At 72.0% G+C, this 19679-nt stretch carries 19 protein-coding genes; all 19 read right to left on the reverse strand.

Annotated elements, in window-relative coordinates; genetic code table 11:
* Window positions 1–11: 11 nt before the first annotated feature.
* A complete protein-coding gene (locus AC4H2S_RS20390; RefSeq protein WP_491498816.1) occupies window positions 12–464 on the reverse strand; it encodes a DUF3995 domain-containing protein in 453 nt (150 codons plus the stop codon).
* Window positions 461–898, reverse strand: coding sequence for a type II 3-dehydroquinate dehydratase (locus AC4H2S_RS20395; RefSeq protein ID WP_491498817.1), 438 nt, complete (start codon window positions 896–898; stop codon window positions 461–463). The genes AC4H2S_RS20390 and AC4H2S_RS20395 overlap by 4 nt, the downstream gene beginning before the upstream one ends.
* A complete protein-coding gene (gene aroB, locus AC4H2S_RS20400; protein WP_491498818.1) occupies window positions 895–2064 on the reverse strand; it encodes a 3-dehydroquinate synthase in 1170 nt (389 codons plus the stop codon). The genes AC4H2S_RS20395 and aroB overlap by 4 nt, the downstream gene beginning before the upstream one ends.
* Complete coding sequence (locus AC4H2S_RS20405) at window positions 2061–2561, reverse strand: shikimate kinase (RefSeq protein WP_491498819.1); 501 nt, start codon at window positions 2559–2561, stop codon at window positions 2061–2063. The genes aroB and AC4H2S_RS20405 overlap by 4 nt, the downstream gene beginning before the upstream one ends.
* The gene (gene aroC / locus AC4H2S_RS20410; protein ID WP_491498820.1) at window positions 2561–3739 is read right to left on the reverse strand and encodes a chorismate synthase; all 1179 of its coding nucleotides are present in this window, start codon (window positions 3737–3739) and stop codon (window positions 2561–2563) included. The genes AC4H2S_RS20405 and aroC overlap by 1 nt, the downstream gene beginning before the upstream one ends.
* Before the next feature lie 12 nt (window positions 3740–3751).
* Window positions 3752–4522 (reverse strand): prepilin peptidase, encoded by a 771-nt coding sequence (locus AC4H2S_RS20415; RefSeq protein WP_491498821.1) that lies wholly within the window; start codon window positions 4520–4522, stop codon window positions 3752–3754.
* An 8-nt stretch (window positions 4523–4530) separates the two neighbouring features.
* Entirely contained in the window at window positions 4531–5364 is an 834-nt protein-coding gene (locus AC4H2S_RS20420) for a shikimate dehydrogenase (RefSeq protein ID WP_491498822.1), read from the reverse strand.
* A gap of 22 nt (window positions 5365–5386) precedes the next feature.
* On the reverse strand, window positions 5387–6574 hold the full coding sequence (gene mltG / locus AC4H2S_RS20425; RefSeq protein WP_491498823.1) for an endolytic transglycosylase MltG: 1188 nt from the start codon (window positions 6572–6574) through the stop codon (window positions 5387–5389).
* On the reverse strand, window positions 6567–7034 hold the full coding sequence (gene ruvX, locus AC4H2S_RS20430) for a Holliday junction resolvase RuvX (RefSeq protein ID WP_491498824.1): 468 nt from the start codon (window positions 7032–7034) through the stop codon (window positions 6567–6569). The genes mltG and ruvX overlap by 8 nt, the downstream gene beginning before the upstream one ends.
* A 10-nt stretch (window positions 7035–7044) precedes the next feature.
* Window positions 7045–9759, reverse strand: a complete 2715-nt coding sequence (alaS, locus tag AC4H2S_RS20435; RefSeq protein WP_491498825.1) for an alanine--tRNA ligase — start codon at window positions 9757–9759, stop codon at window positions 7045–7047.
* Window positions 9759–10028: a DUF6167 family protein gene (locus AC4H2S_RS20440; RefSeq protein ID WP_491498826.1), complete on the reverse strand. Its 270-nt coding sequence runs from the start codon at window positions 10026–10028 to the stop codon at window positions 9759–9761. Before AC4H2S_RS20440 ends, alaS begins: the two co-directional genes overlap by 1 nt.
* Window positions 10028–10537 (reverse strand): hypothetical protein, encoded by a 510-nt coding sequence (locus tag AC4H2S_RS20445; protein ID WP_491498827.1) that lies wholly within the window; start codon window positions 10535–10537, stop codon window positions 10028–10030. Before AC4H2S_RS20445 ends, AC4H2S_RS20440 begins: the two co-directional genes overlap by 1 nt.
* Window positions 10538–10556: 19 nt before the next feature.
* Complete coding sequence (locus tag AC4H2S_RS20450) at window positions 10557–12227, reverse strand: alpha-amylase family protein (protein WP_491498828.1); 1671 nt, start codon at window positions 12225–12227, stop codon at window positions 10557–10559.
* A 32-nt stretch (window positions 12228–12259) separates the two neighbouring features.
* Entirely contained in the window at window positions 12260–13216 is a 957-nt protein-coding gene (locus AC4H2S_RS20455) for a TIGR03885 family FMN-dependent LLM class oxidoreductase (protein WP_491498829.1), read from the reverse strand.
* A gap of 18 nt (window positions 13217–13234) precedes the next feature.
* Complete coding sequence (locus tag AC4H2S_RS20460) at window positions 13235–14602, reverse strand: replication-associated recombination protein A (RefSeq protein WP_491498830.1); 1368 nt, start codon at window positions 14600–14602, stop codon at window positions 13235–13237.
* A 36-nt stretch (window positions 14603–14638) separates the two neighbouring features.
* Entirely contained in the window at window positions 14639–15967 is a 1329-nt protein-coding gene (locus AC4H2S_RS20465; RefSeq protein WP_491498831.1) for an ABC transporter ATP-binding protein, read from the reverse strand.
* Window positions 15964–17067, reverse strand: coding sequence for an ABC transporter ATP-binding protein (locus AC4H2S_RS20470; RefSeq protein WP_491498832.1), 1104 nt, complete (start codon window positions 17065–17067; stop codon window positions 15964–15966). Before AC4H2S_RS20470 ends, AC4H2S_RS20465 begins: the two co-directional genes overlap by 4 nt.
* Window positions 17064–18074: an ABC transporter permease gene (locus AC4H2S_RS20475; protein ID WP_491498833.1), complete on the reverse strand. Its 1011-nt coding sequence runs from the start codon at window positions 18072–18074 to the stop codon at window positions 17064–17066. Before AC4H2S_RS20475 ends, AC4H2S_RS20470 begins: the two co-directional genes overlap by 4 nt.
* Window positions 18075–18249: 175 nt before the next feature.
* On the reverse strand, window positions 18250–19679 hold a 1430-nt coding region (locus AC4H2S_RS20480), incomplete at its 5' end, for an ABC transporter substrate-binding protein (RefSeq protein WP_491498834.1).

Consider the following 19679-nt stretch of genomic DNA (forward strand, 5'->3'; position numbering starts at 1 on the left):
CGCCGCAGGCGCTAGGCGCGGGACCGGGCGAGCCCCACGGCGAGGGCGAGGCCCCAGACGAGGAACAGCGGGTCCCACAGGTAGGCGTGGCCCACCATGCCGGCCCGGTCGACGCCGCCCTCCGGGACGATGACGCCGGCCAGCACGAGGTGGCCGACCACGGTGTTGAGCCCTCCCCAGGCCACCAGCACGGCGGCACCGACCCAGCAGGCACCCTTGGACAGGCGTCGCACGGGCCACCCGGCGCGCGCAGCCAGCAGCGGCACCCACGCCCCGGCCAGCTTGAGGAGGCCGATCGGGAGGAGCAGCCACTCCCACCCCGCGAACGCGTCCACCAGCCGCTGCCCGAGCGTCTCGACCAGCCAGTCGCCGCCGGCACCCCAGTAGAGGCTGAACGCCGCGTGCAGGCTGCCGAGCAGGCCGGCGACGAGGAGCGCGCCGCCACCCCGCCCGGCGGAGGTCACGACGTGGTGCCGGCCAGCACCTCGAGCGCCTGGCGATAGCCGTCGATGCCCTGGCCGGCGATCGTGGCGAGCGCGTGCGGCTCCACGACGGAGGTGTGGCGGAACTCCTCGGCCCGCTGCTTCGGGTCGGAGATGTGCACCTCGACCAGCGGCGCGGTCAGCTGGGCACACGCGTCCCAGAGCGCGAGTGAGTAGTGGGTCCAGGCGCCCGCGTTGAGCACGACCGGCGTGACGTCGTCGGCGGCCGCGTTGAGCCAGTCGAGCAGGTCGCCCTCGTGGTTGGTCTGGCGCACCTCGACCTCGAGCCCCAGGTCGGTGCCCCACTCCACGCACAGGTGGGCGAGCTCGGCGTGCGTCGTCGAGCCGTAGATCTCCGGCTGCCGGCGGCCGAGCCGGCCGAGGTTGGGGCCGTTGAGGACGAGCACTCGCGTCACGACGGGCCCCCGATGGCCGCGTAGGCCGCGCGCAGGTCGTCCTCGCCCGGCCCGGCGAGGATCCGCGGGACGGCGAGGTCGTCGAGGACGACGAACCGCAGCTGCGAGCCGCGCGCCTTCTTGTCGACCTTCATGGCCGCGTGCAGGTCGTCGAACGAGGCGGCGTCGTAGGTCGTCGGCAGCCCGACGCGGGACAGGGCGGTGCGGTGCCGCTCGACGAGCGCGGGGTCGAGGCCGCCGGCACGTGCGGCCAGCTCGGCGACGTAGACGCAGCCGATGGCGACGGCCTCGCCGTGGCGCACGGCGTAGTCGCTGGTGCGCTCGATCGCGTGGGCGAGGGTGTGGCCGTAGTTGAGCACCTCGCGGCCGGGGTGCCCGTCGGCGCCGCCGGTCTCGCGGAGGTCGTCGACCACGACGTCGACCTTGACCCTGATCGCGCGCTCGACGAGCTCGCGCAGCTCGGCGGAGTCCCACGTCAGGTCGGCCGGGTCGGTGCGCTCGACCAGGTCGAGGATGGCGGGATCGGCGATGAAGCCGCACTTCACGACCTCGCCCAACCCGGCGACGAGCTCCTCGTGGGGCAGCGTCTCCAGCAGCGACAGGTCGCAGAGCACGCCGGCGGGCTCGTGGAAGGAGCCGACGAGGTTCTTGCCCGCGCCGGTGTTGATGCCGGTCTTGCCGCCGACCGCTGCGTCGACCATGGCGAGCAGGGTGGTGGGCACGTGCACGACGCGTACGCCGCGCAGCCAGGTCGCGGCGACGAAGCCGCCGAGGTCGGTGGTCGCTCCCCCACCGATGGTCACGACGGCGTCGGAGCGGGTGAAGCCGGCCTCACCGAGGGCCTCCCAGCAGTCGGCCGCGACGGGGGCGGTCTTGGCGCGCTCGCCGTCGGGCAGGCCGAGGGCCAGGACGTCGTAGTGCTCGACGAGCGCGTCGACCAGCGGGTCGGCGAGCGCGCCCAGCGTGCCGGCGTAGAGCACCGCCACCCGCTCGACGGACTCGCCCAGCACGGCCGGGAGCCGAGCGGAGAGGCCGTGGCCGACCACCACGTCGTAGGGCGAGGAGCCGCCGACGTGAAGGACCGTGTCGGCGGGCTGCACCCGGGGGCTTGCCGGGCGGGACTGGTGGGAGCGCTGCTGCTGGCGCCGGGTGCTGCGCTTGGTCATCCGAGCAGGCCCCGGATCTCCGCGGCGACCTCGTCGGCGGTGCGGCCGTCGGTGTCGACCGTGTGGACGGCCACCGACTCGTAGACGGGCGTGCGCTCGTCGAGCAGCGCCTTGATGCGCGCGCGCACGTTGCCGAGCAGCAGCGGGCGCCCCACACCCAGGCCGACCCGCTTCACCGCGTCGGACAGGCCGACGCGCAGGAAGACCACCGGCAGGCCGGCGAGCAGCTCGCGCGTCGGTGCGCTCAGCACCGCACCCCCGCCGAGCGCCAGGACGCCGTCGTGCTCGCGCAGCGCCGCCGCGACGGCAGCCGCCTCGAGCTCGCGGAAGTGGTCCTCGCCCGACTCCACGAAGATGTCGGAGATCTCCCTGCCGGTGCTCGCCTCGATGTCGGCGTCGGTGTCGCGCACCGGCACGCCCCAGGCCTCGCCCAGCAGCTGCGCGACGGTCGTCTTGCCCGCGCCCATCGGCCCGACGAGCACCACCCGGGGCGCCATCAGCGGTACCGGATGGTGTCGAGGTAGGACTGGGCGTTGCGGCGCGTCTCCTGCACCGAGTCGCCGCCGAACTTCTCCACGACCGCGTCGGCGAGCACGAGCGCGACCATCGCCTCGGCCACGATGCCCGCGGCGGGGACCGCGCACACGTCGGAACGCTGGTGGTGGGCCACGGTGGCCTCCCCGGTCGCCACGTCGACGGTGCGCAGGGCCTTGGGGACGGTGGCGATCGGCTTCATCGCCGCGCGCACCCGCAGGACCTCGCCGGTCGACATGCCGCCCTCGGTGCCGCCGGAGCGGCCCGAGGTGCGTCGCAGGCCGTCGTCGGTGGGGACGATCTCGTCGTGCGCCTGCGAGCCCGGGGTGTCGGCCAGCTCGAAGCCGTCGCCGACCTCGACGCCCTTGATCGCCTGGATGCCCATGAGCGCACCGGCCAGCCTGGCGTCGAGCCGGCGGTCCCAGTGCACGTGCGACCCGAGGCCGGGCGGGAGTCCGTGGACGACGACCTCGACGACGCCGCCGAGCGTGTCGCCGTCCTTGTGGGCCTGGTCGATGCGCGCGACCATCGCGGCGCTCGCCTCGGGGTCGAGGCAGCGCACCTCGTCGGCGTCGAGCCGCTCGACGTCGTCGGGCCCCGGGATCACACCGGCGGGCGCCGCGACACCACCGAGCGAGACGACGTGGGAGACGATGCGCGCGCCGACGGCCTGCTCGAGGAAGTTGGACGCCACCCGGCCGAGCGCCACGCGGGCCGCGGTCTCGCGCGCCGAGGCGCGCTCCAGGATGGGTCGGGCCTCGTCGAAGGCGTACTTCTGCATGCCGACCAGGTCGGCGTGGCCGGGCCGCGGCCGGGTGAGCGGGGCGTTGCGGGCCAGCGCCTCGAGCTCGACCGGGTCGACCGGGTCGGCCGACATGACCTTCTCCCACTTGGGCCACTCGGTGTTGCCGATCTCGATGGCCACCGGTCCGCCCTGGGTCTCGCCGTGGCGCACCCCGCCCAGCAGGCGGACCTCGTCCTGCTCGAACTTCATCCGCGCCCCACGGCCGTAGCCGAGCCGGCGGCGCGCCAGTGAGTCGGCGAGGTCGTCGGTGGTGACGCGGACATGGGCGGGCAGCCCCTCGAGGATCGCGACCAGCGAGGGACCGTGGGACTCGCCTGCAGTGAGCCATCGGAGCATGCGTGCAGTCTCTCAGCCCCAGATGCGACCGGCGAGCGCAGTCCCCCAGACGAGACCCACCAGCGCCCCGGCGCACATGAAGGGGCCGAACGGCACCGCGCGCTTCAGCAGGCTGCGGTCGCGCCTGACCACGAGGGCGACCAGCACGGGAACGACGAACAGCAGGAAGCTCGCCCACACCCCGATTGCGAGCTCGCCCCACCCGGCCCAGCCGAGCACGAGCCCGACGGGCGCAGCCAGCCGCACGTCGCCGAAGCCCATCCCCGCCGAGCGCACGAACCACAGCACCCAGAAGAAGGACCGCGCGAGGACCATCGAGACGAGGGCGCGCACGAGGGCCTCCCGCTCGCCCGTCGCCAGCCCCACCACGGTCACCGCGACGATGGCGGCGAGGGTGGCCGGCACGACGACGACCCGCGGCAGCAGGCGGGTGTGCCAGTCGATGACGGACAGGGCCACGGCCACGGGCGTCAGCGGCACCAGCCACAGCAGCGACCAGTCCGGGCCCGTCGTCGCCCCCAGCAGTGCGCCCGCCGCGGCCGCCACCACCGCGGTGCGCCAGGCCAGGCCCGGTCGCCGGGCGATGTCGACGTAGCGCGTCTTGGGCGGCTCGACCTGCGTGACGACGGAGCCCGACGCCTCGGTGTCCGGGCCGGACCCGTCGGCCGGCTCGACGGGCTTCGGCGCGGGCTCGGGCACCCGCGCCACGAGGAGCGGGACGAGGAGCCCGCCGAGGCCGGCGAGCACCGCCGCCACGAGGGCGGCGAGGACGGTGTCGTTCACGAGCCCATTCAACCGGGATTCCGCGCCGCGAGGGCGCGTTCGCCGGCATCGCGCAGCACCTCGACCGCGACCGCGCGACCGGTGAACAGCTCGACCTGCAGCGCTGCCTGGTGGACGAGCAGGTCGAGACCCCCGACGAGGGTCCGGCCCGAGGCCGAGGCGGCCAGCGGGGTCGGCCACGGGTCGTAGAGCGCCTCGAAGACCACCGGCACCGTCGCGCAGCGCTCCACCAGGGCGGCCGTCTGCGCGGACGCCGGGACGGTGGACACCACGATGTCGGCCACGAGCGCGCCGGGCGCGTCGAGCGACCCGGTGCGGACGTCGACGCCCGCCGGGTGCGACCGGAGCGCCGCGACGGTCTCCGCGGCTCGCGACGCGTCGCGCACCAGCAGCTGGACCGAGCCCACCCCCAGGTCGGCCAGCGCCAGCCCGGTCGACGTCGCGGTCGCGCCGCCCCCGAGCACGACCGCCGTGGCCAGCGCGGCCGGCGAACGCTCGCGGATCGCGGCGGCCGCTCCCGGCAGGTCGGTGTTGTCGCCGACGCGCGTCCCGTCGTCCTCGAGGACCACCGTGTTGACGGCACCCGCCAGGCGCGCCCGATCGGTGCAGCGGTCGACCAGCGTGAGCGCCTCGCGCTTGAGCGGCATGGTGAGCGACAGCCCGCGCCACTGCGCGCCGAGCCCGGACAGGAACTCCTCGAGCCCGCCCGCGGGCACCCGGTGGGCGTCGTAGGCCCAGTCGAGTCCCAGCTCGGCGTAGGCCGCCCGGTGCAGCGTCGGTGAGAGCGAGTGCGCGATCGGGTCGCCGAGCACACCGCAGCGCCGCGAAGCGCCGCCGCTCACCTCAGCGGGCCCGGCATGGAGCTCAGCATCGGTCAGACGTCTCGCAGTAGGTCTTGTACTCGTTGCGACCCTCGAGGAAGCCGTCGTAGGTCTCGTAGAACTTCGTCTCCCCGGTGGAGAGGTCGACCGTGACGTAGTAGTACCAGTCGCCCTCGGCGGGGTTGGCCGCCGCCGCGATCGCGTCGTCGCCGGGCGCCTCGATGGGCGTGGGCGGGAGCCCCGCGTTGAGCCGCGTGTTGTAGGGGGTGTCCTCGGCCAGCTGCTCGGGCGTGAGCTCGGTCGAGCCGGGCGAGAGACCGAGCCCGTAGGCGATCGCGGCGTCGATGCCCAGCGTGCCGTTGGTGCCGCCCTTGTCGCCGGGCCCGTCGAGCCGGTTGTAGATCACGCGGGCGATCTTGGGCATGTCGTCACCGCGGCCCTCGGCCTCGATCAGGGAGGCGATGATCATCAGCTCGCCGGGCGTCTTGCCCAGCGCGGCTGCCCTCTCCTCGAGGCCGGCGGCGTCGGCGGCGGCACGCCAGCGGTCGACCATCATCTTGAGGATGCCGACCGGCTTCATGCCGGGCTTGATCTCGTAGGTCGCCGGGAAGAGGTAGCCCTCGGCGTTGCCCTCGGCGTAGTCGGGCAGCCCGATCTTGTCGGGCTTCTGGAGGGCACGGTTCCAGGCCTGCTCGGAGAACTCGGTGTTGTCGGCCAGCGTCGAGACGATCTCGGTGAGGCGCAGGCCCTCGGGGACGGTGACGGTCGGGAAGCCGATGAGGTTGGCGGGGTCGATGAGCACCTCGAGGGCGTCGGCGGCGCGCATCTCCTCCTGGAGCTCGTAGGCGCCGACCTGGATGCCGGCGGCGGCGGGCTCGCCGGCGGCGGCGTCGATGAAGGCCTGGACCGACTTGATGACGTTGTCGTCCTTGAGGTTGCGGCCGATCTGGGCGGTGGTGTCGCCCTCGTTGACGGTGAACTCGACCGACCCCGTGCCCGGGCCGGGGTAGTCCTCGGGACCCTGGAACTGGTCGGCGACCCAGGAGACGCCCTGCGTCAGCGCGACGTAGAAGCCGCCGAGCAGCACGACGAGCGCGATCAGCACTGCGAAGCAGCCCTTGAACCCGCGGCGCTTGCGCCGCTTGCCGCCCGGGACGTAGGAGTAGTCCTCGGCGTCCTCGCGCTCGTCCGGGCGCACAGCGGCGTCCGAACGGGTCTCGTGCTCACTCATCTGTCTCCGCCACCTCGACGATCTCTCCCGGGGCCTGCCCACTCGACCGTTCCGTGTCGAGTGCAGTCTGCAGGATCAGCACGGCCGCCGCCTGATCCACGACCGCGCGTCGCTTGGCGCCGTGCCGGCCCTGCTCGCGCAGGATCGACTCGGCGGACACCGTGGTCAGTCGTTCATCACACAGCCTGACGGGCACGGGGGCAACCCTCCGCGCCAGCCGGAGGGCGAGTGCACGTGCCTTCGCGGCCGCCGGGCCCTCCGTCCCGTCGAGCGAGCGGGGCAGCCCGACCACCACCTCGACCGCCTCGAGCTCGGCGACGAGCTGGGCGAGGCGCCGTACGTCGCCCCCGCCGCTGCGCACCGTCTCCACCGGGGTGGCGAGGACGCCGGAGGGGTCGCTGCTCGCCACGCCGATCCGGGCGTCCCCGGGATCGACGCCGAGCCGCACTCCTCGCCTCACGCGCGTCCTCTCAGGCCTGGGCCGCGCGCTGCGCGACCTCGCGGCCGACCAGGTCGAGGGCCTCGTCGATGCGTGAGGCGTCGGTGCCACCGCCCTGGGCGACGTCGTCCTTGCCGCCGCCCTTGCCGCCGAGGAGCGGTCCGACCGCGCGGACCAGGTCGCCGGCGGAGAGCCCGCGGGCGCGTGCCTCGTCGTTGGTGGCGGCCACGACCGAGACCTTGCCGCCGGCCTGGCCGATGATGACCACGACGCCGGGCTCGCCCTGCGGCAGCCGTCCACGAACATCGAGCGCGAGGTTGCGCACGTCGCCGCCGGCGGCGCCGTCGGCCCGGTGGGCGACGAGCTTGACCGGACCCACCTGGGTCGCCCCTGCGGCGAGGTCGGCGCTGGCGCCGAGGAGCTGCGCGAGGCGGGCCTTCTCCAGCTCCTTCTCGGCGGCGCGGAGCCGTTCGGTGAGGCCCTGGACCCGGCTGACGAGGTCGTCGGGCTGGGTCTTGAGCAGCCCGGTCAGCTGCGCGACGACGTCGCGCTCGCGGGCGAGGTAGCCGAAGCCCTCCACGCCGGTGAGCGCCTCGATGCGACGGTTGCCGGAGCCGACGCTCGTCTCGCCGGTCACCACGACCGTGCCGATCTGCGAGGAGTGGTCGACGTGCGTGCCGCCGCAGAGCTCGCGCGACCAGGGTCCGCCGATCTCGACGACGCGCACCTTGGTGTTGTCGTAGGTCTCGCCGAAGAGCGCGATCGCGCCCCACTCCTTGGCCTGCTCGAGCGTCATGTAGTCCCAGTGCACGGGAAGGTCGGCGCGCAGCGCCTGCTGCGAGACGGTCTCGATGTCGCGCACCTGCTCGGGGGTCAGCGCCTGGGTCCAGCCGAAGTCGAGGCGGAGGTATCCGGGGCGGTTGTAGGAGCCGGACTGCAGCGCCGTGGGGCCGAGCACCTCGCGCAGGGCGGCGTGCACGACGTGGGTGCCGGAGTGCGCCTGGCGGGCCCCGGTGCGCCACTCCGGGTCGACGCGGGCGTGGACCTCGCGGCCGGGGTCGAGCTCGCCCTCGAGCACGCGCACCTGGTGGACCACCAGGCCCTTGATGGGGCGCTGGACGTCGAGCACCTCGACCCGGCCGCCGTCGAAGACGATCGTGCCGGCGTCGGCGGCCTGACCGCCGGACTCGGCGTAGAACGGCGTCCGGTCGAGCACGAGCTCGCCGACCTCGCCCTCGGCGAGCCGCTGCACCGGGGCTCCGCCGCTCAGCAGGGCCAGGGGCCTGGACTCGGTCTCGAGGGTCTCGTAGGCCAGCCACTCGGTGGGACCGAACTCGTCGAAGACGCCGCGGTAGACGGCCGTGTCACCGTGGGCGCCCTTCTTGGCGCGGGCGTCGGCCTTGGCCCGCTCGCGCTGCTCGGCCATCAGGCCGCGGAACCCCTGCTCGTCGACGGTGAGGCCCTGCTCGGCCGCCATCTCGAGGGTCAGGTCGATGGGGAAGCCGTAGGTGTCGTGCAGCGCGAAGGCGCGCTCGCCGGAGAGCGTGGTGCCGCCGGTCGACTTCACCTCGGAGGCGGCGGTGTCGAAGATCTGCGTGCCGGCCTGGAGGGTCTTGCGGAACGCGTCCTCCTCGGCGAAGGCGACCTGCGAGATGCGCGGCCAGTCGGTGAGGAGGTTGTCGTAGGTCTCCCCCATCTTGTCGCGGGAGACCGGCATCAGCTCGGGGAGCACCGGGGCGTCGCAGCCCAGCAGTCGCATCGACCGCACCGCGCGGCGCAGCAGCCGGCGCAGGACGTAGCCCCGCCCGTCGTTGCCGGGCGTCACGCCGTCACCGATCAGCATCATCGAGGAGCGGACGTGGTCGGCGACCACGCGGAAGCGGACGTCGTCCTCGGCCGACGTGGGGCCGCCGGCCCCGTAGGTCTTGCCGGTCATCTCCTCGGCCTTGGCGATGACGGGGTAGACGACGTCGATCTCGTACATGTTGGCCTTGCCCTGCAGCAGCAGCGCGACCCGGTCGAGGCCCATGCCGGTGTCGATGTTCTTCTTGGGCAGCGAGCCGGAGATGTCGAAGTCGGACTTGGACCGCACGGCGCTGAGCTCGTCCTGCATGAAGACGAGGTTCCAGATCTCCAGAAGCCGGTCCTCGAGCTCGACCGGCATGTCCGGGCCGAGCGCGGCGGGGTCGAAGTCGGGACCCCACTCGGGGCCGCGGTCGTAGAGGATCTCCGAGCAGGGGCCGCCGGGGCCCGGGACGCCCATCGACCAGTAGTTCTCCTTGGGGCCGAGCTGGACGATCCGCTCCCGCGGGAGGCCGGTGACCGACATCCAGATGCCGATCGCCTCCTCGTCGCCCACCAGCACCGAGGGGTAGAGGCGGTCCTCCTCCAGGCCGTAGCCACCGTCGGCGACGGGCTTGGTGATCAGGTCCCAGGCCAGCTCGATGGCGCCGTGCTTGAAGTAGTCGCCGAAGGAGAAGTTGCCGCACATCTCGAAGAACGTGCCGTGGCGGGTGGTCTTGCCGACGTCCTCGATGTCGGGGGTGCGCACGCACTTCTGGATGCTGGTGGCGCGCACGAACGGCGGCGTCTCCTGACCCAGGAAGTAGGGCTTGAACGGCACCATGCCCGCCGGGACGAACAGCAGGTTGGGGTCGTCGGCGAGCAGCGAGGCGGAGGGCACCACGGTGTGTCCGGCGGCCTCGAAGTGCGCGAGGAAGCGGCGGCGGATCTCGGCGGTGTCCATCAGTGGTCCTTCGTCTCGGTGGTGCTCGTGGTCAGCTCGGGAGGGTGCCCCGCGCCCAGGGGGCGCAGGCCGAGCTGCTCGCGCAGCTCGGTCTCGCGCTCGGCTCGGCCCTGCTGGACCTCCTCGGCGAAGAGGCGGGCGCCGGCCTGCCACCCGCGTACGCGGTCGCGGAGGCCGTCGGCGGTGAGGGACTCGGCGACGCGGCGGGCGCGGGCAGCGGCGTAGACCCCGACCCCCGCCCCGGCGACGAACCAGAGAGGACGACCCATCAGGCGACGTCCTCGCCGAGGTCGGCGCGGGCGGCGGCGCGCTCGCGGGCGCGGAACTCGCGCATGGCCTGCTTCATCTCCGCACGCCGCTCGCGGCCGGCGCGGCGCGACTCCTGCCGCACCGCGAAGCGGATCCGGTTGCGGCTCTCGGCCGACAGGGCCCGTCGCAGGCCGTGGGACCAGCCGGCGGCCCGGACGACCGTCTCGCGGGCGACGATGTCGGTGAACAGTCGTCCGTCGATGGGACGGGGCACCGCAGCGTCGACGTCGGGTGCCTGGTCGGGTGCCCGGTCGTCCAGCCCGGTGATCACGAAGGCGGGCGTGCTTGCGCCGGGCTCGTGGCGCGGCGGGGCGGGCACGCGCTCGGCCAGCGATGCCGCGAGGGACTCGGCGAGCGACCTGGCGACCGCCTCGGCGCGGCGGGCGCGACGATGGGACAGCAGCGCCACGGCGAGCGCCACCAGCGCCACCACGACCGCTGCACCCAGCCACACCTGCTCCGTCGTCACGGCGCCGAGCCTACAAGCCTCACGGGATCGCGAGGTCACCCGTCGGGCGCACCCGCAGCCACCGGAACCCGTAGCCGTCGAGCGCGAGCCGCATCGTCGCCTCCCCGGTGAGCACCTCCTCCGCCAGCAGGTCGACCGCCTCGAGCCCCTCACCGTGGGGGTCGACGGGCACGTCGAGGCTGATCGGGTCGGCGCCGAGGTTGTGAACGGTCAGGACGGCGCTGCCGTCGAGCGTGCACCGCTGCACCAGCACCTGGGACGACGGCTGCCCGACGATGCTCCACGTGCCCCAGCCGAGCTCGGTGCACGTGCGACGGATGCTGATCAGCGTGCGCATGAAGCTCCACAGCGAGTCGGGGTCGTACATCTGCCCGACGACGTTGACGTGCTCGGGGGCGTACGCGCCGGGCACGACCCGCTGCACGAGCCGCGCCGGCTGTGCCGTGGAGAACCCGCCGTTGCGCCCGGTGCTCCACTGCATCGGGGTGCGGACCGCCATCCGCCCGTCGGCCTCGAGGTCCTCGCCCATGCCGATCTCCTCCCCGTAGTAGAGCGTCGGGGTGCCGGGCAGCGAGAACATCAGGCTGTACGCCATCCGGATGCGCCGCGGGTCGCCACCGAGCATGGTGGGGAGCCGTCGCTTCAGGCCGCGGTCGTAGACCTGCATCTCCGGCTCGGGGCCGAAGGCGGCGAACACCTCCTCGCGCTCGGCGTCGCTCAGCTTGTCGAGCGTGAGCTCGTCGTGGTTGCGCAGGAACGTCGCCCACTGGCAGGTCTCGTGGATGCGCGGACGCCCCTCGAGCGCGGCGACCAACGGGCCGGCGTCGCCGCGCGCCAGGGACAGGTAGGTCGCCTGCATGCCGGTGAAGTCGAACTGCATGTGCAGCTCGTCGCCTGCGTCCCCGCCGAAGAACTCCAGCTGCTGCGGGTGGGGCAGGTTGACCTCGCCGAGCATCATCGCGCGCCCGGAACGCCGGTTGAGGAAGCCGCGGATGGTGCGCATCAGCTCGTGCGGGTCGACGACGCGGGCCGCGCCGCCCACGGTCTCGGCGTGCTGCTCGAGGAAGGGGATGCCGTCGACCCGGAAGCCGTCGAAGCCGAGCTCGAGCCAGAACCCGATGACGCGCAGGATCTCGTCGACGACCTCGGGGTTGCCGAGGTTGAGGTCGGGCTGGTGCTTGTAGAAGTGGTGGAGGTACCACTCCCCCGTGCGGTCGTCGAGCTCCCAGACGGAGTCCTCGCGGTCGGGGAACACGACGAGGTCCGAGGTGTCCGGCGGCTCGGTGTCGCGCCACACGTAGTGGTCGCGGTAGCGGTTGGTCGTGCTGCGGCGGGCCGCCTGGAACCACGGGTGCCGGTCGGAGGTGTGGTTGACCACCAGGTCGGCGATGACGTCGATGCCCCGGTCGTGGGCGGTGCGGATCACCTCGACGAGCTGGCCGTGGTTGCCCAGGCGCGGGTCGACGCCGTAGAAGTCGGTCAGGTCGTAGCCGTCGTCGCGGTCGGGGCTGGGGTAGAACGGCATCAGCCACAGGCAGGTGACGCCCAGCTCGGCGAGGTAGTCGATGCGCTGGGCCAGCCCCTCCAGGTCACCGGTGCCGTCGCCGTCGGCGTCGTAGAAGGTCTCGACGTCGAGGCAGTAGATCACCGCGCTCTTCCACCACAGGTCACTCGTGTCGGTCACTCGCACGCGCACACACAACCAGAACGCGGACCGCGGCGTCAGCCTCGCACGGTGGGGAGCACCTGCTCGCCGAAGGTGTCGAGGAAGCCGGCCTGCTCCTGGCCGACGAAGTGGAGGTAGACGTCGTCGAAGCCGACCGACGCCAGCTCGGCGATCCGCTCGCGGTGCCAGCCGAGGTCGTCGGAGACCTCCACGACGCGGCGTACGCCCTCGATCCCGACGTGGGCCGCCATCACGTCGAACGCCTCGGGGGTCTCGGTGTCCCAGCTGACCGGCTCGGTGAAGACGTTGGTCGCCCACTGGTCGAGCGCGACCGCCTCCGCCTCCTCGCGGGTCGGTGCCCACGAGAGGTGCACCTGGAGCGCGAGCGGGCCACGCCCGCCGGCGTCGCGGTAGGCAGAGACGACGTCGCCCAGCACCTCCACCGGCTGGTTGACGGTGACCAGGCCGTCGGCCCAGGCCGCCACCCGCGCGGCCGAGGCCACCGACACGGCAGGACCGATCAGCCGCGGCCTGACCGCCGGCAGGTCCCACACCCGGGCCCGGTCGACGGTGACCCGGCCCTGGTGGCTCACCTCCTCGCCGTCGAGGAGGCGGCTGATGACGTCGACGCACTCCTCGAGGCGCAGGGTGCGCTCCTCCTTGGCCGGCCACCGGTCGCCGGTGACGTGCTCGTTGGCGGCCTCGCCGCTGCCGAGGGCGGTCCAGAACCGGCCGGGGAACATCTCGGCGAGGGTCGCGATCTTCTGGGCCACGACGGCGGGGTGGTAGCGCTGGCCGGGGGCGCACACGCAGCCGAGCTCGAGCCCGGTGGTGGCGAGCGCGGCCCCCAGCCAGCTCCAGGCATAGCCCGAGTGGCCCTGGCGCGTGCCCCACGGCGCGAGGTGGTCGGAGCACATGGCCATGTCGAAGCCGGCGCGCTCGGCGTGCTGGACGTCGGCGAGCAGCTGTGACGGCGCGATCTGCTCGTGCGAGGCGTGGAACCCGATGCGCATCGGGTCACCGTAGCGGGGTCACCCGCCGCGGACGATCCGTCGCACGCGCTCCCACCGCTCCTTGACGCCGGCCTCGGCGCCGAGCGACGTCGGACGGTAGTAGCTCGCGTCGGACAGGACGTCGGGGAGGTACTGCTGCTCGGCCACACCGAAGGGCTTGTCGTGGGGGTAGGCGTAGCCCTTGCCGTGCCCCAGGTCCTTGGCGCCGCCGTAGTGGGCGTCGCGCAGGTGGGAGGGCACCTGCCCGATCCTGCCGGCCCTGACGTCGGAGAGTGCCGCGTCGATCGCGGTGATCACCGCGTTGGACTTGGGGGCGACGGCCAGATGGATGGTGGCCTGGGCGAGGTTGATCCGCGCCTCCGGCATCCCGATCAGCTGCACCGCCTGGGCGGCCGCCACGGCCGCCTGCAGCGCGGTCGGGTCGGCCAGCCCGACGTCCTCGCTCGCGTGCACCACCAGCCGGCGGGCGATGAAGCGCGGGTCCTCCCCCGCCTCGATCATCCGGGCGAGGTAGTGCAGCGCGGCGTCGGGGTCGGACCCCCGGATCGACTTGATGAAGGCGGAGATCACGTCGTAGTGCTGGTCGCCCTGCCGGTCGTAGCGCACGGCGGCCTGGTCGACGGCGGTCTCGGCGGTGGCGAGGTCGATGGTCGCGACGCCGTTGCTGCTCGCCGCGCCCGCGGCGGCCTCGAGGTAGGTGAGGGCGCGCCGGGCGTCGCCGCCGGCGAGGCGTACGAGGTGGTCGCGCGCGTCGTCCTCGAGGACCGTGCTGCCGCCCAGCCCGCGCTCGTCGACCAGGGCCTGGTCGATCACCTCGGCGACGTCCTCGTCGGTCAGCGACTGCAGCCGCAGCAGCAGGCTGCGCGAGAGCAGCGGGCTGATCACCGAGAAGAACGGGTTCTCCGTGGTGGCGGCGATCAGGGTGACCCACCGGTTCTCCACGCCGGGCAGCAACGCGTCCTGCTGGGCCTTGGTGAAGCGGTGCACCTCGTCGACGAACAGGACGGTCTCCTGCCCGCCCCGCGCCAGCTCGGCCCGCGCGCCGTCGATGGCGGCGCGCACCTCCTTCACGCCCGCGGCGACCGCCGAGACCTCCACGAACCGGCGCCGGGTCTGCTGGCTCACGATCGCCGCGATCGTGGTCTTGCCGGTGCCCGGCGGGCCCCACAGCAGCAGCGACATCGACTGGTCGCCCTCGATCAGCCGGCGCAGCGGCGATCCGGCGGCCCGCAGCTGCTGCTGGCCGACGAGCTCGTCGATCGTGCGCGGCCGCATGCGCACGGCCAGGGGCGCCGAGGCGTGCGTGTTGGCGCCGAGCGACCCGGCGCTGGGCACGGAGCCGGGCGCGGAGCGACCCGCGCCCGGTATCTCGAACAAGCCGTCCACGCCGGGAAGTATCCCCCGACGCCGACGGCGCTCGACTCAGGCCCCCGTCGTCTGCTTCGTCCCGAGGTCGTACCAGGTCTTCTCGTAGCCCGGGATCGTGAGCTGGGTGTTGGTGGGCGAGGCGCCCGGCACCGGGGTGCCCTGGTCGTCGACGCCGAGCAGGTCGGTCGTCACCGGCGTGGCGGGGTGGGCACCCAGCTCGCCGGCGAAGTGGCAGGCCACCTTGTGGCGCTTGCCGATCTGCAGCAGCGGCGGCTCGACCTTCGCGCAGATCTCCTGCGCGAACTGGCAGCGGGTGCGGAAGCGGCAGCCCGACGGCGGGTTGATCGGGCTGGGCACGTCGCCCTCGAGGCGGATGCGCTCGCGTCGACCGCCGATCGCGGCCTGCTTCACGTCGGGCACGGCGGACAGCAGCGCCTGGGTGTAGGGGTGGTGCGGCCGGGCGTAGATCGTCTCGCGGTCGCCGATCTCCACGATCTTGCCGAGGTACATCACGGCGATCTCGGGGCAGAAGTGACGCACGATGGCGAGGTCGTGGGCGATGAAGAGGAACGCCACGTCGAACTCGGACTGGATGTCCTGGAGCAGGTTGATCACCTGCGCCTGGATCGACACGTCGAGCGCGGAGACCGGCTCGTCGGCCACGAGGACCTTGGGGTTGAGCGTGAGCGCCCGGGCGATGCCGATGCGCTGGCGCTGACCGCCGGAGAACTCGTTGGGGTAGCGGTTGTAGTGCTCCGGGTTGAGGCCGACGATCTCGAGCAGCTCCTGCACGCGCGGCAGGATCTGGTTCTTGGGCACGATCTTGTGCACCTCGAGCGGTGCGCCCACGATCGTGCCGACGGTGTGCCGGGGGTTCAGCGAGGTGTAGGGGTCCTGGAAGATCATCTGCACGTCACGGCGCAGCGGCTTCATCTCCTTGTTGGAGAGCTTGGCCAGGTCCTTGTCGGCGAACATCATCGAGCCGCCGGTCGGCTTGTAGAGCCGGGTGATCAGGCGTCCGGTCGTCGACTTGCCGCAGCCCGACTCCCCCACCAGGCCGAGCGAGCCACCCTTCGGCACCTCGAACGAGATCCCGTCGACGGCCTGCACGTGCCCGATGGTGCGCCGCACGACGCCCGAGGACTTCACCGGGAAGTACATCTTGAGGTTGTCGACCGTCAGCACCGCCGGCGCGTCGGGGTCGAGCTCGGCGGCCACGTTGCCGTGCTCGACCAGCGTCGCGAAGTCGAGGTCGCGCGGAACGTCGTCGTCGCCGTAGGCCGGGCTGACCGGGTTGGTCAGCTCGCGCTCGCCGGTCTCGGCGGCGTTGGCCCCGATCTCGGTCGGCTCGATCTCGGCGCGGGCGTTGGGATCCTGGGTCATCGCGTCTCCTCGACGAGCTCGGGGGCGATCTCGGGCAGCACTTCCTCGTGGTAGACCGAGACGGGGTCGGCGAGGTGGCATCGCTTGAGATGGGCCGTGCCCGTGCTGGCCGGCAGCAGGTCGGGAAGCTGGGTGGAGCACAGGTCGCCGGGGACCTTGCCGGAGTGCACGCACCGGGGGTGGAAGGAGCATCCCGACGGCGGGCGCAGGAGGCTGGGCGGGTTGCCGGGGATGGGGATCAGGCGCGCGTCGGTCGACGACGACACCTCCGGCACGCTGGAGAGCAGGCCCCAGGTGTAGGGCATCTCCGGGGTGGTGAGGATCTGCTTGGTCGTGCCGAACTCCACGCACCGGCCGGCGTACATGACGAGGACGTCGTCGGCCATCTCGGCGATGACGCCGAGGTCGTGGGTGATGATGATGACCGCGGAGTTGAACTCGCGCTGGAGGTCCTGCAGCAGGTCGAGGATCTGCGCCTGGACGGTCACGTCGAGCGCGGTGGTCGGCTCGTCGGCGATCAGGAGCGAGGGGTCGTTGATGAGGCCCATCGCGATCATCGCGCGCTGGCGCATGCCGCCGGAGAACTGATGGGGGAAGTCGTCGACACGGCGGTCGGGCTGCGGGATGCCGACGCGGTCGAGCATCTCGATCGCCTTGCGGCGCGCGTCGCGCTTGGAGGCACCCGAGTGGTGCACCAGGTAGGCCTCCTCCAGCTGCGAGCCGATCTTGTAGAACGGGTGCAGGGCCGCGAGGGCGTCCTGGAAGATCATCGCCATCGAGTTGCCGCGCAGGCCGCGCATGCGCGACTCGCTGAGGCCGACGACCTCGGTGCCGCCGACGCGGATCGAGCCGGAGATCTGGGCCGACTTGGTGTCGTGCAGGCCCATCACGGCCATGCTCGAGACCGACTTGCCGGAGCCGGACTCGCCGACGATGCCGAGCGTCTTGCCCTTCTCGACCGAGTAGGTCAGCCCCTGCACGGCGGTGACCGGGCCGTCCTCGGTCGGGAAGGTGACCTTCAGGTCCTCGACCTGGAGGAAGGGACCCTCGGGCTCCGCCGAGGCGGCGGCGCTCGACTGGGTCGCGGGAACGCTGGTCACGAAAGCCTCACCCTCGGGTCGAGAACGCTGTAGACGATGTCCACGAGCAGGTTGGAGATGATCAGGACGACGGCGCTGAACAGTGCGGTGGCCTGCACCACGGGCAGGTCACGGCCCTGTACCGCCTGCAGGCTCCACCACCCGATGCCCTGGATCTCGAAGATCCGCTCGGTGAAGATGGTGCCGGCCAGGAGCGTGCCGAAGTCGATGCCGAAGATCGTCACGACGGGCACCAGCGCGGCGCGCAGGCCGTGCTTGTAGACGATCGTGCGAGCCGGCAGGCCCTTGGCCTTGGCGGTGCGGATGTAGTCCTCGCTGAGGGCCTCGACCATCGCGCCGCGGGTGAACCGGGTGTACTGGGTGCAGCCGAAGATGCCGAGCGCCACCCAGGCGAGGAAGAGGCCGCTGAACCACTTCCATGGCCCGTTGGCGCCTATCGAGAAGTAGCCCGTGTCGCTGAAGAGCGGCACCTCGAACGTGATCGTGAGGTAGAGCCAGGTCAGCAGGGCGAAGAGGTAGTAGGGGATCGAGCTGATGAACAGGAAGCTCGACACCAGGGCCTTGTCGGCCACGGTGCCGCGCCGTCTCGCGGCGGCGACACCGATGGGCACTCCGAAGAGCAGGTAGAGGAACGCGCCGCCGATGGCCACGGAGAAGGTCGCGGGCATGCGCGAGACCAGCTCCTCCTTGACCGGCTGCTTGGTGCGGAAGCTGACGCCGAGGCACGGAGCGGAGCACTCGTACTCGTTGGAGGCGATGGTGAGCGTGCGACCGACGAAGATGCCCTCGACGTACCTGGCGTACTCCTCGTAGACCGGGTTGTTGTAACCCAGGGTCTTCTCGTAGACCGCGAGCTTCTCCTGGGTGCACCTGTTGCTGGTCTCGCGGTCGCAGATGGGCTGCGCCGGGCTCGACGGCCCGTACCAGAACAGCAGGAAGATCGCCATCGAGACCAGAGCCACGACGAGGACTCCCGAGATCAGGCGCTTCACGACATAGGCAAGCATCGCTCGTCACTCTCCGGGGATGGTGGATGAGTCGGTCCCCGAGCAGACAGTCTAGTCGGGGGCCGGGCTGGCGAGTGGGGGCTCCCGGTCCGGGAGCCCCCACCCGTCAGTGTGGTGCTGGGTCATGCTGGGGACTACATGGTGCTCCAGGTCGAGGACCTGGGGAGCACCGGGATCACTGCATCACGTACAGGTCCTTGTAGTTCGGCGCACCGATCGAGCCATCGCCCGTCGGGTTGCCGACCTTGGTGCCGAACACGAACAGGTCGTTGCGGAACGCGGTCGGGATGATCGGGAAGTACTCCGTCATGATCTTCTCGTCCAGGTCACCCCAGGCAGCAGCCTGCTCGTCGAGCGGCAGCGTGCTGATGCGGTCCATCTCGTCGTTCACCGACGCCTCGTCGAAGAGCGCGGTGTTGTAGACGGCGCCACCCTTGAGCAGCGGCGGGAGCATGGTCGAGCCCGACGGCCAGTCCGAGCACCAGTTGACGCCACGGAGGTTGAGCTTCTTGTTGACCTTGTTGTCGGGGTCGAGCCAGATGTTGTAGGGCGACTCCTGGACCGGGATCGCCTTGACCGAGAAGCCGGCGGCCTCGTAGCCCTTGGTGATCTGGTCCTGGGTGGCCTTCGCCAGCGGGTCGACCTCGTAGTAGACCATGGTGATCGGGTACGGGGTCTCGACGCCGGCCTCCTCCAGGAGGGCCTTGGCCTTCTCCGGGTCGTAGGTGATCTGCTCACCGTCGACCTGGAAGTCCTTCTTGCCGGCCATGCCGGGGGGCATCACCGAGTTGGCGGGGATGCGGGTGACACCGGGGACCTCGCCGCCGGCGATCCAGACGTCCTCGTAGGGGTAGGCGTAGGCCAGGGCCTTGCGGACCTCGATCTCGGGGATCTTGTTGTAGTCGGGCGTCAGGGTGGAGACGCACTGCGAGGTCTGCTGGACCAGGCGGTCACCGAGCTGGGCGTTGGCGTCGTTGTACTTGTCCGAGCCGAGCGCGGTGGACACAGCCGTCTGGCTGTCGGCGTTGTCGGAGAGCATGATCTCGTCGACCTTGGCCTGGTCCTGGTTGAACTTGAACACGAACTCGTCGGCGTACTGGTGACGACCCGGGTCGGAGTCAGCGGCCCACTGGTCGTTCTTCACGAGGACGAGCTCCTCGTTGGGCTTGTAGCTCTCGACCTTGTAGGGGCCGTTGGACAGCGGCTTGGTGCCGTAGTTCGGCGGCTTGGAGGCGTTGCCGAGGGGCGCGGGGCCCATCGCCATGAACGCGCCCCAGTAGTCCATGTCCGGGAAGGGGACGGACATCTTGATCGTGACGTCCTGGCCGTCGACCGCGATGCCGTCCCAGTTCTCGCACTTGGGGTCCTTCGCGGTGTAGGGGCCCTCGTAGTCCTCGGCACCAGCGAAGTAGTGCTTGGAGTACTCGGTGCCGGCACCGGACGGGAACGCCTCGGAGTCGAGCGAGCGGCAGATGCCGAACGCGACCTCTTCGGCCGTGACGGGCTTGCCGTCCTCCCACGTCGCGTTGTCACGGATGGTGAAGGTCCACTCCGTGTAGTCGTCGTTGGGGGTGCCCAGGTCGGTGGCGAGGTCGGGGACCAGCA

Source organism: Nocardioides sp. Z13_37, from assembly GCF_058355585.1.